Raw genomic sequence first — 14,780 nt, 5'->3', positions numbered from 1 at the left:
GCGGGTTCGCCGCGACGGCGCCAGACCGTGAAGGATCTGGTTAGCTCGCGGTTGACCCGTGCCCGTTCGGCGACTTCGTGCGTTCGGGGTCGATCCAGCCGATATTCCCGTCTGGACGCCGATAGACCACGGACAACCCGCCGTGGGCGGCGTTCCTAAACACGATTGCCGGGTATGCGGTCAAGTCCAGTTCCATGACAGCCATGGAAACGGTCATTGTCTTCACCGCGGCCTGGGTTTCCGCGATGACCATCGCCGCGGGCGCGCCCGTCGGGTGGTCAGCCTCCACATCCCAGTCGTGCTCTTCGCCCTCGTCGACCTCAGGGGCCCGAAGGACGTACATGGAGGCGTTCTCGACCTGCTTGGCCGTCGCCGCCGGCGAGTGGCTCTTCAGCCGCCGCTTGTACCGCCTGATGCGGGTGTCGATCTTGGATAGCGCGGCGTCGAACGCGGCGTGCGCGTCGCCCCCCGATCCATGACTGATGAGCTGCTGGCCAGACGCCAGTTTTACCGAGCAATCGACACGGAAAGCATAGCCTTCCTTGCTGACCACAACTTCGGCGTTACCGCCTCGGTCGAAGTATTTACCAATGCTCAGAGCGATTTCGTCGGAGACTCGCACTCGCAGAGCCTCACCAACGTCGACATGCTTGCCGGAGACTTGGACTTGCATCCGACTACAACGCGCCTGTCGCGGACAGGTGTCAAGCGGCGCCTCAAAGGTCTGTGAACGACCTCAGACGAGCCCTGAAAAGACGCTCAGGAGCTTGCGCACGGCCATCACGACAACGTGCGCGCTGACGAACAGAAGCGCCCCGCTACCGAGGGCCATCGCATAGCCCAGCAGGGCTAGAAATCCGTCGCGCTGCAGCAGCGCCAGCGCCAGGACGGCGACGGTCGCGCCCGGCGCCAGGTTGCCTAGCGGGATGGGCAAAACCAGCACCAGGGCCAGCAAGGTGCAGACCACGCCGATCGCCCGCTCGCCTAAAGGTGCGAACATCGGTCGCAGGCGCGGACGGGTGATCAGCTCCATGCTGCGCACGATCGGCGCCAGGCGACGGAAGAGCCCGCGCAGGTCGTCGCGCTTCAGCGGCTTCTCCATCAGCCCCCGGGGTAGCCATGGCGTGTCGGCGCCCATGGCGATCTGCGGGGCCAGGAACAGGATTGGCAGGGACAGCAGGGTCGAGGATCCCGGCGGCAGCGGCAAGGTGTTCAGCAGGCCAAAGACCAGCAGCATCGCCCCGAAGGCGCGGCTGTCGAACGCCTCCAGCATCTCGCCCACGGTCAGGACGGGCCTGACGTCCTCGCCAAACCCTTCGATCACGTCCGCAAGCGACTTCTCGTGCATTCCAACCCTTCCAGCCGACAACAAACGCGGAAGGGGGCTAGACCGCTTCCTTCATCTGACGGCGACGCTCCACCGACGACGGGATCCGCATGGCCTCGCGATACTTGGCCACGGTCCGGCGGGCGATGTCGACCCCGGCGGCCTTGAGAATCTCGACGATGGCGTCGTCGGAGTGGACGTCGGCCTCGGTCTTCTCGGCGTCGACCAGGCCCTTGATCTTGTGGCGGACGCTGGCGGCCGAGTGGGCCTCACCGCCTTCAGACGACTGGATGGCCGAGGTGAAGAAGAATTTCAGCTCGAACACGCCGCGCGGGGTAGCGATGTACTTGTTCGAGGTGACGCGGCTGACCGTGCTCTCGTGCATGCCGATGGCGTCAGCGACGGTCTTCAGGTTCAGCGGGCGCAGGTGCTCGACGCCAAACGCCAGGAAGCCGTCCTGCTGGCGGACGATCTCGCTGGACACCTTCAGGATGGTCTTGGCGCGCTGGTCCAGGCTCTTCACCAGCCAGTTGGCCGTCGCCATGCAGTCCGAGACGAAGGTCTTCTCCTGATCCGTGCGCGCGCCCTTGGCCACGCGGGCGTGGTAGCGCTGGTCAACCAGCACGCGCGGCAGGGTGTCGGTGTTCAGTTCGACGTGCCACATGCCGCCCAGGCCCTCGCGGACCATGACGTCGGGCACCAGGGTCTCGGCCGGCTCGCTGTGGAAGGCCGCGCCGGGACGCGGGTTCAGCGAACGGATCTCGGCGACCATCTCGCGCAGGTCTTCCTCGTCCACGCCGCAGAGACGGCGCAGCGCGGCAAGGTCGCGCTTGGCCAGCAGCTCAAGATTGTCGAGCAGGGCGGCCATGGCGGGGTCGTAGCGGTTCTGGTCTTTCAGCTGCAGCGCCAGGCATTCGCGGACGTCGCGGGCGAAGACGCCGACGGGCTCGAAGCCCTGCAGGGTCGTCAGGGTCGCCTCGACCATCTCCAGCGCGCAGCCCAGGCGCTCGGCCAGCTCGCTGACGTCGAGGCGCAGGTAGCCGCCCTCGTCCACGGCGTCGATCAGGATCTCGGCGATGGCGTTGCGGGACGGCGACAGCGCGGCCTGGACCAGCTGCCCGCGCAGATGGGCGGCCAGGGTCGGGATGTCGGTCAGGGCCCGTTCGTAGTTGTCGTCGCCCTCGAAGGAGCCGCCGCCGCCGGCGCGCGACCAGTCGATCTGGCCGCCGGCATGTTCGGCGCCGGCTTCGGCGCCATCGCCCGTGGCGCGTTCGCCGGGCGAGACATCCTCGTTAGGGGTGTCCATCTCGCGGCCGGCCGTCGTGTCGGCCACGGCGTCGACATGGGTCAGGCTGGCGTCGCGGACGGCCTCGACCTCGCCCGCCGGCTCGTGATCGCCCTCATCGCGTTGCAGGAGCGGGTTACGCTCCAGCTCCGCCTCGACGAAGGCGTCGAGCTCGATGTTCGACAGCTGCAGCAGCTTGATGGCCTGCTGCAGTTGCGGGGTGATGACAAGGCCCTGACCCTGGCGGATCTCGAGGCGGTGGCTGAGCGCCAATGCGCCCTCCTGACAAATCGAAAACTTCGATCGCCATTGAAGGGCCTGTTTGGTTAACGGGTCGCCAACGCCTGCAATTCTTGGGCCGGTGCGACGTTCCGTCTCGGAAAATATCGTGCCAGAGGCATTAACCCTTACGGGCCAAGGGCTTGATGGGGGCGTGCAGGCGTAACGCGGACACCGTTCACCGGCCCCCGCGCACCTCGATCGCCCCGTCTTTTTTAATCTCCGAGGCGCGGCTCGCTGAAGCTGTCGCCCAGATAGACGCGCTTGACTTCCGGGTTCTCGACGATCTCGCGCGGCGAGCCTTCGAACAGAACCTCACCGGCGTGGATGATCGAGGCGCGGTCGATGATGTCCAGCGTCTCGCGCACATTGTGGTCGGTGATCAGGATGCCGATGCCGCGACCCTTGAGGTAGCCGATCACCTCGCGGATGTCGGCGATGGCCAGCGGGTCGATGCCAGCGAACGGCTCGTCCAGCAGCATGAAAGACGGTTCGGAGGCCAGCGCACGGGCGATTTCCACACGGCGGCGCTCACCGCCCGACAGGGCGACGGCCGGCGACTTGCGGATATGGGTGATGCGCAGCTCTTCCAGGATGTTGGTGACCTGCTCGCGCGCCTTGCGCGGGTCCTTCTGGCGCATCTCGACCACGGCCATGACGTTCTGCTCGACCGTCATGCCCCGGAAGATCGAGGCTTCCTGCGGCAGGTAGCCGACGCCAAGGCGGGCGCGCTGGAACATCGGCTGGGCGGTGATGTTCTCACCGTCCAGATAGATCGCGCCGTAGTCGGCGGCGATCAGACCCGTGACCATGTAGAAGCAGGTCGTCTTGCCGGCGCCGTTCGGACCCAGCAGGCCGGCGACTTCGCCGCGCTTGAGGCGCAGGGAGACGTTCTTGACGACCGGACGGTCACCGAACGACTTGCCTACGGAGTCGACGAACAGGCCATCCATGTCGTTGGCGGTCAGGGTCATGAAACGCGGATCCTAGCGCTGCGCGGCGGGCTGGGCGGGCGCGGCCGGCGCGTCGTTCTTCTTGTCGTCCTGGTAGAACACCGCACGGACGCGGCGCTGCGAGGCCTTGTTCGAGGGGGTCGATTCCAGCTTGGCGTCGTTGGTCTTGGTGTTGACCGTCAGCTTGTCGCCGCGCGCCACATCCTTGCCCTTCACCAGCACCACGTCGCCGGTGACGATCGCGATGTTGTTGTCGAAGGTATAGACGGCGCGGTCGCCGCGGGCGGTCTGCGTGTCGCTGACCATGTAGACGCTGCCCTCGGCTTCCATGCGCTGGGCCGCGCCGCAGGCATTGGCCCCATCAGCGGTCGTCCCGGCCTTGCGGGCGCTGTAGATGGTCACCTTCTGGGCGCGCAGCCGCGAGCGGTTCTGCAGGATCTCCACGTTTCCCGTGAAGATCGTGATGCACTTGCTGTTGATCGTTTCCTGATTGTCGGCGGAAACATCGACCGGCGCGCTCGAATCCTGGGCGTAGGCGCCACCGCCGGCCCCAAGCCCACCAAGGATCAACGCGGTCGTCACCGCCGCCGCCGTCCGTCGCTTCATCAGAACCATGTCCTCATCCGTCGCGGTCCGCCCTTTGAGCGAACCTGCGCCATTGATCTTCTTTACTGCCGTTCGAACCGGGCGCGAACCCCACCCCGGAAGATGACGCGATCGCCCTTGTCATATACGGAGTAGGCGTTGGATTGCACCTGCCCACTAGGGCCTTCGCCGTTCATTGTCGTCTCGCCGGTGACGTCGCCGCTCCTGGTGTCGACGAACGACTCCTCGGACGCGAAGCGGTAACCGGTGCCGTCGTCCAGGCGGACGTCGTCCTTCAGGTTCAGGCCGAAATTGTCCTGGCGATAGACGCCGTGCTTGGCGGTCATCCGCGTCGGCGTCGGCGAGCCCAGGTCCAGGGTCAGGGCCGGCTCGTCCAGGATGATGCGGCGTGGGTCGTTGTCGTCGCGAATCGCCGAGCGCGCGGTGATCATGAAGCTGCGGCCATCGGTCGACTGACCATAGAAGCGCGGCGTGATCAGGCGGATCTCGGTCTTGGCCTCCGTCGGCGGATGGGTGGCCGACATGTAGGTGCGCCAACCAACCTGCGAGGCGACGATCAGCAGCAGACCCGCGATCGCGGCCGGCAGGAGGATGCGCGCGGCCAGAACGCGGCGCGAGCGGCGACGCCAGCGCGCGAGGTCGGCGCTCATCGTTCGTCCGGTCATGACCGCGGTCGGGTGCATCGTGTCCGTCAGCTGTGGGCGAAGATGTCCATCTCCTCCCAGCCGGCCAGGTCGAGCGAGGCGCGGTGGGGGAGATAGTCGAAGGCGTGTTGCGCCAGGGCCATGCGGCCTTCGCGCTCGAGCATGGCGTTCAGCTTCAGGCGCAGGGCGTGCAGGTGCAGCACGTCCGAGGCGGCGTAGGCCACCTGGTCGGCGCTCAGCGAGGGCGCGCCCCAGTCCGAAGACTGCTGCACCTTCGACAGTTCGACGCCCAGCAACTCGCGCGTCACGTCCTTCAGGCCGTGGCGGTCGGTGTAGGTGCGAGCCAGCTTCGAGGCGATCTTGGTGCAGTAGACGGGCGCGGTCACCACACCCAGATGGAGTTCGAACATGGCGATATCAAAGCGGCCAAAGTGAAAAAGCTTCAGCACGGCCGGATCGGTCAGCAGGGCCTTCAGATTCGGGCAGTCGTAGGTCGAGCGATTCAGGCGCACCACGTGCGCGTCGCCGTCGCCCGACGACAGCTGGACAACGCACAGCGGGTCGCGACCCAGGCGCAGGCCCATGGTCTCCGAATCAATGGCGATGACGCTGTCGCCGGCGAAGACGCCATCGGGCAGGTCGCCCTCGTGAACGAAATTAGCCAAGTCTCAAACTCCGGCGATCACATCGCGCCCGCGCGAGCGCGTTCAACCACGCGTCCGAGTGGAACGCGCGACACTTATACTCACGATGAACGAATTAGCATCCCGGAGGATTTTTTGGCGCCACCCCTGCTTCCCGAAAGAAGCTCAGTTAAGGGGTGGTGCCCAGGAGAGGACTCGAACCTCCACGACCTTTCGGTCACTGGCACCTGAAGCCAGCGCGTCTACCAATTCCGCCACCTGGGCCCGCTGCGCAACCGGGTAGGTCGCTGCGAGGCCGGGACGTTTAGGGAAAGCTTCTGACGCCGTCAACAGACAAAAATCGATAAGTCGCGATTTCATTGCGAAGCCGCGCTCAGTCGTCTAATTCCCCCGGTATCGCGGTAGAGTCATCGCATGCGACGAGGAATGAAGATGCAAGGTCTGGTCACGGTGTTCGGCGGCTCCGGTTTCGTGGGCGGCCAGGTCGTGCGGGCGCTCGCCAAGGCGGGCCATCGCGTTCGGGTGGCCGTGCGCCAGCCCAACCTCGCCTACAAGATGCGGATGCTGGGTGACGTCGGCCAGATCGAAGTGGTCCAGGCCAATGTCCGCAACCCGGCTTCGGTCGCCCGCGCGCTGGACGGCGCCGAGGGCTGCGTGAACTTGGTCGGCGTGCTCTTCGAGAGCGGTCGCCAGAAGTTCCTGTCCGTCCACACGATGGGCGCGCGCAACGTCGCCGAGGCCGCCGCGAAGGCCGGCGTGACGCGACTTGTCCATGTCAGCGCCATCGGCGCCGACGTGAACGCCAGCGCCAAGTACGCCCGCTCGAAAGGCGAAGGCGAGGCTGCCGTGCGCGAGGCCTTCCCGAGCGCGACCATCGTGCGCCCCTCCATCGTGTTCGGCCCCGAGGACGACTTCTTCAACCGCTTCGCGCAGATGGCGACCCTGGCGCCGGTGATGCCGCTGGTCGGCGGCGAAACGCGCTTCCAGCCCGTGTTCGTCGGTGACGTCGCCGCCGTGATCGCCAAGACGGTCGCCAGCCCGGCCGCCGCCGGCGTGACCTACGAACTGGGCGGGCCAACGGTCTACACGATGCGCCAGGTCCTCGAGCTGATCCTCACCGAGACCGGGCGCAATCGCCCGCTGATCCCCGTGCCCTGGCCCATCGCCGGGCTGATCGGGTCGCTAGGCGACCTCGTCGCGGGCGTCCTGCCGCCGCCGCTGACCAGCGATCAGGTCGAGATGCTGAAGACCGACAACGTCGCTCAGAACGGCCTGCCGGGCCTGGCCGAAGCCGGCGTGGTCGGCACGAGCGTCGAGGCCGTGGTCCCGACCTACCTCTACCGCTACCGCAAGGGCGGCCAGTACGCCGAGACCCCGGCGGGCGCGTTCTAGGGCTTCACGCCCAATAAAAACGACAAAGGGCGGACGCCGCGAGGCGCCCGCCCTTTTCCTTGTTCGCTTTGTCGCCGCCTCAGGGGCGCAGGTAGAGCACCGCGAGGCCGCCGATCCCGACCACGATCCGCCACCAGGCGAACGGGGCGAAGCCGCGCTTGCCGATGAAGTCGAGCATGTACTTCACGACCACCAGGCCCGACAGGAAAGACACCACGAAGCCGATCCCGACGATGCCGATATGGCCGGCGTCCAGAGCGTCGCGGTTCTTGTAGACGTCCAGGGCGAAGGCCCCGACCATGATCGGGATGGCCATGAAGAAGCTGAACTCGGCCGCGGCCCGGCGCTCGATGCCGAACAGCATGGAGCCGACGATGGTTGAGCCCGAACGCGAGACGCCCGGGATCAGCGACAGGCACTGGAACAGGCCGACGATCAGCACCTTGTGCAGCGGCAGGTTCATGGCGTCGTGATCGACGGCCGGCGGCGCCTTTCTGTCGATGAACAGCAGGATGATCCCGCCAATCAACAGCGACCAGCAGATGATCAGCGGGCTCTCGAACAGGAATTTCTTGATCACGTCGTGCAGAGCCAAGCCCGCCACGAAGGCCGGGATCACCGCGACGATGACGCTGAGCGCGAAGCGGCGCGCCTCCGGCCTGGTCGGCAGGCCGATCAGCACACCCCACAGCTTCTGGAAGTAGAGGGCGACCACCGCCAGGATCGCGCCCAGCTGGATCAGGACTATGAAGGTGTCCCAGGACGGGTCCTTCAGTCCCATGGCTTCCTTGGCCAGCAACAGATGGCCCGTCGAGGAGACGGGAATGAACTCCGTCAGCCCCTCGACCAGACCCAGAATGATCGCGCTCAACCAGTCAGGCATCGTTCGGCTCCAAAACCCCGTACTGGCCTGCGCCCGACACGGTAAATAGGTCGTAAATCCACAAAGTGGACTAGTTTGGAGGCGCTTTGCGAGTCGATCTCAAAGACCCCACCCTCAACACGGATATATAGGTCTACTTATTTGACCATGACATTCTTCTTGCCCGAAAGAGTCCGTATTAGGCCCGCGAGAGCAATTTTTCTCCCGCCAATGACGCCATTGGGAGAGAGACGAGGGAAGTCGCATGGCCGAACGCATGCTGAAATTCACGACGGTGGCCCGCACCACGCCTGAAAAGCGCGCGGCTGCGGAACGTTCGGGCGACTTCCACGAGATCTACGCCGACTTCATCGACGCGAAGGCCACCGAACAGGCCTCGCGTTGTTCGCAGTGCGGCGTGCCGTTCTGTCAGACCCACTGCCCGCTGCACAACAACATCCCCGACTGGCTGCGAATGACGGCCGAGGGCCGCCTGGAAGAAGCCTACGCCCTGTCGCAGGCGACCAATTCCATGCCGGAAGTCTGCGGCAGGATCTGCCCCCAGGACCGCCTGTGCGAAGGCAATTGCGTTATCGAGCAATCAGGTCACGGCACCGTGACGATCGGCTCGGTCGAACGCTACCTCACCGACAAGGCCTGGGAGATGGGCTGGGTGAAGCCGCTCGTCGCTGGCGAAGCCCGCGGCCAGTCGGTCGGCGTGATCGGCGCTGGACCTGCGGGGTTGGCCGCCGCCGAGAAGCTGCGCGAGGCCGGCTACGACGTCACCGTCTATGACCGCCACGACCGCGCCGGCGGCCTGCTGATCTATGGCATCCCCGGCTTCAAGCTGGAGAAGGACGTCGTCGAGCGTCGCACCCAGCGCCTGGCCGACGGCGGCGTCGACTTCAAGCTTGGCTTCGAGGTCGGCAAGGACGCCACGCTCGAGGACCTGCGCGAGAAGCACGACGCGGTGCTGATCGCCGTCGGCGTCTATGCCGCGCGCGACCTGACCGTCCCGGGCGGCGGCAGCAAGGGCGTCGCCCCCGCACTGGACTATCTGATCGCCTCCAACCGCGTGGGCCTGGGCGACAGCGTGCCGGCCTACGACTCCGGCGAGCTGAACGCAGAAGGCAAGGACGTGGTCGTGGTCGGCGGCGGCGACACCGCCATGGACTGCGTCCGCACCGCCATTCGCCAGGGCGCCAACTCGGTCACCTGCCTCTATCGCCGCGACAAGGCCAACATGCCCGGCTCGATGCGCGAGGTTTCCAACGCCGAGGAAGAAGGCGTCACCTTCGAATGGCTGGCCGCCCCGCGCGCCCTGTCTGGCGAAGCCGAAGCCGTCACCGGCGTGCGCGCCATCCGCATGCGCCTGGGCGCGCCGGACGCCTCGGGTCGCCAGAGCCCTGAGGAGATCCCCGGCGGCGACTTCGACCGTCCGGCCCAGCTCGTGCTGAAGGCCCTCGGCTTCGAGCCGGAGAACCTGCCCGAGGCCTGGTCGGCGCCGGACCTGAAGGTCACCCGCTGGGGCACGGTCAAGGCCGACGTCCGCAACCAGATGACCAATCTGGACGGCGTGTTCGCCGCCGGCGACATCGTCCGCGGCGCCTCGCTGGTCGTCTGGGCGATCAAGGACGGCCGCGACGCTGCCGACGCCATCCACCGTTACCTGTTGGCCAAGGTCGGCGCGCCCGCGCTGATCGCGGCGGAATAAGAGAGAGGATCTAGAACCATGAGCGAGATGGACCTCTATCTGAAGAACCGCCAGGCCCTCATCGACGGCCACGCCTATGACCCCTCGACCGAGCGCGACGCGTGCGGCGTGGGCCTGGTCTGCGCCATCGACGGCAAGCCGCGCCGCGAAGTCGTCGAACTGGCGATCAAGGCCCTGAAGGCCCTCTGGCACCGCGGCGCCATCGACGCCGATGGTAAGACCGGCGACGGCGCCGGCGTGCTGGTCAGCGTCCCGCAGGACTTCTTCATCGACCAGGTGCGCCGCACGGGCCACGCCCTGCGCTCGGGCCCGATCGGCGTCGGCCAGATCTTCCTGCCGCGCACCGATCTCGGCGCCCAGGAGGCCTGCCGCACGATCGTCGAGGCCGAGGCCCTGCGTTTCGGCTTCTACATCTATGGCTGGCGCCAGGTGCCGGTCGACACCTCGGTGATCGGCGAAAAGGCCAACGCCACCCGTCCGGAAATCGAGCAGATCATGCTGGCCGGTCCGGCCGGCCTGGAAGGCGAGGCGCTGGAGCGCGCCTTGTTCCTGTGCCGCAAGCGCATCGAAAAGCGCGTCCACGCCCAGAACATCAGCGACTTCTACATCTGCTCGCTGTCGGCCAAGTCGCTGATCTACAAGGGCATGTTCCTCGCCGAGCACATCGACGAGTTCTATCCCGACCTGAAGGACGAGCGCTTCGCCGCCGCCGTGGCGATCTTCCACCAGCGCTATTCGACCAACACCTTCCCGCAATGGCGCCTGGCCCAGCCCTTCCGGATGCTCGCCCACAACGGCGAGATCAATACGATCAAGGGCAACGTCAACTGGATGAAGTCCCACGAGATCAAGATGGCCGCCCAGGCCTTCGGCGAGTTCGGGGACGACGTGAAGCCGGTGATCCAGCCGGGCGGCTCCGACAGCGCCAACCTCGACAACACCTTCGAGGTGCTGGTGCGCGCCGGCCGTGACGCGCCGATGGCCAAGGCCCTGCTGGTGCCGGAAGCCGCTAACCCGAAGATGAAGGACGCCCACAAGGCGCTCTACTCCTACTGCAACGCCGTGATGGAGCCTTGGGACGGTCCGGCCGCCCTGTGCGCCACCGACGGCCGCTGGGTCGTGGCCGGCAAGGACCGCTCGGGCCTGCGCCCGCTGCGCGTGGCCTATACCGACGACGGCCTGGTGATCATGGGCTCGGAAGCCGGCATGTGCGGCGTCGAGGAAGCGCGCATCACCCGCAAGCTGGCCATCTCGCCGGGCCGGATGATCGCCATCGACCTCGCTGAGGGCCGGCTGTACGGCGAGAACGAGATCATCGACGAGCTGGCCGAACGCCACCCCTACACCGAGTGGCTGGGCAACATGGTCGATCTCGAAAAGCAGATCGGCCCAGGCCCCGAGCCGCGCAAGTACGGCCGTGAAGAGCTGACCCGTCGCCAGGCCGCCGCCGGCTACAGCCTGGAAGACCTGGAAATGGTCCTGGCCCCCATGGTCGAGGAGGGCAAGGAAGCCGTCGGCTCGATGGGCGACGACACGCCGCTGGCGGTGCTGTCGGAGAAGTACCGTCCGCTGTCGCACTACTTCCGCCAGAACTTCAGCCAGGTGACCAACCCGCCGATCGACCCCCTGCGGGAGACCGGCGTGATGAGCCTGAAGACCCGCTTCAAGAACCTCGGCAACATCCTGGCCCAGGACGCCGCGCAAGCGGATGTCTACGTGCTGGAAAGCCCCGTGCTGACCACCGGCATGTACGAGCGGATCCACGGCCTGCTGGGCGAGAAGAACGTCGCGGTCATCGACTGCACCATGCCCCTGCCGGCCGCCGAGGCCCGGGCCGGCGACGCCCTGCGCGCCAATCTCGACCGTATCCGCGCCGAGGCCGAGGACGCCGTGCTGCGCGGCTGCGGCGCCATCGTCCTGACCGACGAGGCCAGCGCCGAGGACCGCGTCGCCCTGCCGATGATCCTGGCCACCGGCGGCGTCCACGCCCATCTGGTCGGCAAAGGCCTGCGCAGCTACGTCTCGATCATCGTCCGCTCGGCCGAGTGCCTGGACACCCACTATTTCGCGGTGCTGGTCGGGGTCGGGGCGACGGCGGTCAACGCCTATCTCGCGCAGGAGAGCTTCCAGGATCGCCTGGAGCGCGGTCTGCTAGGCGAAAAGTCGCTGCGCGACGTCTGCATCAACTTCAAGACGGCCATCGAGGCTGGTTTGCTGAAGATCATCTCCAAGATGGGCATCAGCGTCATCAGCTCGTATCGCGGCGGCTACAACTTCGAAGCCGTCGGCCTGTCGCGCGCCCTGGCCGCCGAGTTCTTCCCCGGCATGCCCTCGCGCATCTCGGGCATCGGTTTCGCCGGCATCGAGAGCAAGACGGTCGAGCTGCACCGCAAGGCCTGGGGCGAGACCGCCGTCACCCTGCCGGTCGGCGGCCTCTACAAGGCGCGCCGCTCGGGCGAGGCCCACGCCTTCGAAGCCCGCCTGATGCACACCCTGCAGACGGCCTGCGACACCGGCGACTACGAGCTCTATCGCCGCTGGTCGAACGGTCTGCGGACGCAGAAGCCGATCCAGCTGCGCGACCTGTTGGACTGGCGCTCGGACCGCAACCCGATCTCGACCGACGACGTCGAGAGCGTCAACGAGATCCGCAAGCGCTTCGTCACGCCCGGCATGAGCCTCGGGGCCCTCGGCCCAGAAGCCCACGGCGCCCTGAACATCGCCATGAACCGCATCGGGGCCAAGTCGGTCTCGGGCGAAGGCGGCGAGGACAGCGCGCGCTACAAGCCGCTGCCGAACGGCGACAACCCCAACAGCGCCATCAAGCAGGTGGCCTCGGGCCGGTTCGGCGTCACCGCAGAATATCTGAACCAGTGCGTCGAGCTGGAGATCAAGGTCGCCCAGGGCGCCAAGCCCGGCGAGGGCGGTCAGCTGCCCGGCTTCAAGGTCACCGAGATGATCGCCCGCCTGCGTCACGCGACGCCTGGTGTGATGCTGATCAGCCCGCCGCCGCACCATGACATCTATTCGATCGAGGACCTGGCCCAGCTCATCTACGACCTGAAGCAGATCAACCCGGTCGCCCGGGTCACGGTCAAGCTGGTCGCGGCCACCGGCATCGGCGCCATCGCCGCCGGCGTGGCCAAGGCCAAGGCCGACGTGATCCTGGTGGCCGGCGGCGTCGGCGGCACGGGCGCCTCGCCCCAGACCTCGGTGAAATATGCCGGCGGTCCGTGGGAGATGGGCCTGTCGGAAGCCAACCAGGTGCTGACGCTGAACAACCTGCGCCACTCCGTCGTTCTGCGGGCCGACGGCGGCATGCGCACGGGTCGCGACATCGTCATCGCCGCGATGATGGGCGCCGAAGAGTTCGGCATCGGCACCGCCTCGCTGGTGGCGATGGGCTGCATCATGGTGCGCCAGTGCCACTCCAACACCTGCCCGGTGGGCGTCTGCACCCAGGACGAGGCCCTGCGCGCCAAGTTCACCGGCACGCCCGACAAGGTCATCAACCTCTTCACGTTCGTCGCTGAAGAAGTGCGCGAGATCCTGGCGGGCCTGGGCTTTAGGAGCCTCCAGGAAATCGTCGGCCGCACCGATCTGCTGGCGCAGGTCAGCCGCGGCGGCGAGCACCTCGACGACCTCGACCTGAACCCGCTGCTGGTCCGCGCCGATCCGGGCGCGAACAAGCCCTACAACACGGTCGTCGGGCGCAATGCGGTGCCGGACACGCTGGACGCCCAGATCGTCCGCGACGCCGCGCCGCTGCTGGAACGCGGCGAGAAGATGCAGCTGACCTACACGGTCCGCAGCACCGCCCGCACCATCGGCACGCGCACCTCCAGCCACATCGTCCGCAAGTTCGGGATGAAGGGCCTGCCTGCGGGTCACCTGACCGTACAGCTCAAGGGCTCGGCCGGCCAGAGCCTGGGCGCCTTCGCCGTCCAAGGCCTGCGCATCGAGCTGACCGGCGAGGCCAACGACTATGTCGGCAAGGGCCTGTCGGGCGCGACGATCGTCATCAAGCCCGCGCGCGGCCTGGCGGCGCCGGAGACCAACACCCTGATCGGCAACACCGTGCTGTTCGGCGCCACCTCGGGCCGGCTGTTCGCGGCGGGCCAGGCGGGCGAGCGCTTCGCGGTCCGCAACTCGGGCGCCACCACGGTGGTCGAGGGCTGCGGCGCCAACGGCTGCGAGTACATGACCGGCGGCCAGGTGGTGATCCTGGGTCCGACGGGCGGCAACTTCGGCGCGGGCATGACCGGCGGCATGGCTTTCGTGCTCGACCAGCACGACCGCTTCGAGGATAATATCAACCCCGACAGCATTGTCGTGCAGCGCCTGGCCTCGCCCTATTGGGAGGGCGTGCTGCGCTCGCTGATCGCCGAGCACGCCCGCGAGACGGACTCGGTGTTCGCGGCCGCTTTGCTGCGTGACTGGGACCGGGTGCGGGATCAGTTCTGGCAGGTCTGCCCGAAGGAAATGATCAGCCGCCTGCCCCAGCCGCTGGCGGCCGAGGAAGCGGTGCACGAACGGGCTTAAGCGGTGGCTTTAGCCTCAAGCACCTTGAAGGTTGCACGGGCGCGCGCGATGGGAGCCCCGTCCGCGCGCACCGTCGCCTCGGCGAAGCAGATCGAGCGACCCAGCTTGACGAAGTCGGTGTCGAACGCGAGCCACTGCCCGAGTTTGGCCGAGCCCAGATAGTCCACGGTCAGCGACACGGTCACGAGACCGCCCACCGGCTGTCGCGCGGCGGCCAGGTTCACGCCCAGCGACAGTCCCATGGCGTTGTCGGCCAGCGCCGCCAGGAAGCCGCCGTGCGGCATGTTCCGCGAATTGCAGTGCTCTGGCCGCACGCGGACACCCAGCACCAGCCGGTCCGAGGCCTGGCGGGCATAGAGCGGCTCCCAGGGATCGGTCAGCGGGCTCTTGCGGACATGAGGGCCGAAGCCCTCGGGAATCGTGTCGTCCATGATCGCCTTCTTTGCTTTCCTGACGCGAATTCAAACGATTGTTTTAATCTAACACCGTTCCTCCCCTTGCGCGAGCGGTCATGAACCTGCGCTATGGCGCG

The 14,780-nt window shown here is 66.9% G+C and carries 12 protein-coding genes and 1 tRNA gene; 3 read left to right on the top strand and 10 right to left on the bottom strand.

Annotated elements, in window-relative coordinates; all coding sequences use genetic code 11:
• Positions 1–40 precede the first annotated feature (40 nt).
• The 8 genes from hpf to CSW62_RS00495 form a co-directional block, all read right to left on the bottom strand.
• Positions 41–673: a ribosome hibernation-promoting factor, HPF/YfiA family gene (gene hpf, locus CSW62_RS00530; protein ID WP_099575291.1), complete on the bottom strand. Its 633-nt coding sequence runs from the start codon at positions 671–673 to the stop codon at positions 41–43.
• 63 nt (positions 674–736) lie between these two features.
• Entirely contained in the window at positions 737–1,348 is a 612-nt protein-coding gene (locus CSW62_RS00525) for an exopolysaccharide biosynthesis protein (protein ID WP_099575290.1), read from the bottom strand.
• 37 nt (positions 1,349–1,385) lie between these two features.
• Positions 1,386–2,885, bottom strand: a complete 1,500-nt coding sequence (gene rpoN / locus CSW62_RS00520) for an RNA polymerase factor sigma-54 (protein ID WP_099575289.1) — start codon at positions 2,883–2,885, stop codon at positions 1,386–1,388.
• A 221-nt stretch (positions 2,886–3,106) separates the two neighbouring features.
• Positions 3,107–3,865 (bottom strand): LPS export ABC transporter ATP-binding protein, encoded by a 759-nt coding sequence (lptB, locus tag CSW62_RS00515; RefSeq protein WP_099575288.1) that lies wholly within the window; start codon positions 3,863–3,865, stop codon positions 3,107–3,109.
• A gap of 12 nt (positions 3,866–3,877) precedes the next feature.
• Positions 3,878–4,450: an LptA/OstA family protein gene (locus tag CSW62_RS00510; RefSeq protein WP_199170482.1), complete on the bottom strand. Its 573-nt coding sequence runs from the start codon at positions 4,448–4,450 to the stop codon at positions 3,878–3,880.
• 62 nt (positions 4,451–4,512) lie between these two features.
• Positions 4,513–5,175, bottom strand: a complete 663-nt coding sequence (lptC, locus tag CSW62_RS00505; RefSeq protein ID WP_099575286.1) for an LPS export ABC transporter periplasmic protein LptC — start codon at positions 5,173–5,175, stop codon at positions 4,513–4,515.
• Complete coding sequence (locus tag CSW62_RS00500) at positions 5,142–5,759, bottom strand: ribonuclease D (RefSeq protein ID WP_099575285.1); 618 nt, start codon at positions 5,757–5,759, stop codon at positions 5,142–5,144. The genes lptC and CSW62_RS00500 overlap by 34 nt, the downstream gene beginning before the upstream one ends.
• Positions 5,760–5,915: 156 nt before the next feature.
• Positions 5,916–6,002, bottom strand: a tRNA-Leu gene (locus CSW62_RS00495).
• A 168-nt stretch (positions 6,003–6,170) separates the two neighbouring features.
• Between CSW62_RS00495 and CSW62_RS00490 the strand changes: the two genes are divergently transcribed.
• A complete protein-coding gene (locus CSW62_RS00490; RefSeq protein ID WP_099582115.1) occupies positions 6,171–7,130 on the top strand; it encodes a complex I NDUFA9 subunit family protein in 960 nt (319 codons plus the stop codon).
• Between the two features lie 79 nt (positions 7,131–7,209).
• Here CSW62_RS00490 and CSW62_RS00485 read toward each other — a convergent pair whose 3' ends face one another.
• The gene (locus CSW62_RS00485; protein ID WP_099575284.1) at positions 7,210–8,013 is read right to left on the bottom strand and encodes an undecaprenyl-diphosphate phosphatase; all 804 of its coding nucleotides are present in this window, start codon (positions 8,011–8,013) and stop codon (positions 7,210–7,212) included.
• A gap of 244 nt (positions 8,014–8,257) precedes the next feature.
• Between CSW62_RS00485 and CSW62_RS00480 the strand changes: the two genes are divergently transcribed.
• Positions 8,258–9,706, top strand: coding sequence for an NAD(P)-dependent oxidoreductase (locus tag CSW62_RS00480; protein ID WP_099575283.1), 1,449 nt, complete (start codon positions 8,258–8,260; stop codon positions 9,704–9,706).
• Positions 9,707–9,724: 18 nt separating this feature from the next.
• Positions 9,725–14,248, top strand: coding sequence for a glutamate synthase large subunit (gene gltB, locus CSW62_RS00475; RefSeq protein ID WP_099575282.1), 4,524 nt, complete (start codon positions 9,725–9,727; stop codon positions 14,246–14,248).
• On the opposite strand, the gene CSW62_RS00470 is transcribed toward gltB, so the two are convergent.
• Positions 14,245–14,679, bottom strand: a complete 435-nt coding sequence (locus CSW62_RS00470; RefSeq protein ID WP_369827405.1) for a PaaI family thioesterase — start codon at positions 14,677–14,679, stop codon at positions 14,245–14,247. The two genes, gltB and CSW62_RS00470, sit on opposite strands and share 4 nt — an antisense overlap.
• Between the last annotated feature and the right edge of the window lie 101 nt (positions 14,680–14,780).

Source organism: Caulobacter sp. FWC2 (assembly GCF_002742625.1).
Lineage (GTDB): Bacteria > Pseudomonadota > Alphaproteobacteria > Caulobacterales > Caulobacteraceae > Caulobacter.
The sequence above is the reverse complement of the archived record's forward strand: the minus strand, read 5'-3'. Positions and strand labels throughout refer to the sequence as shown.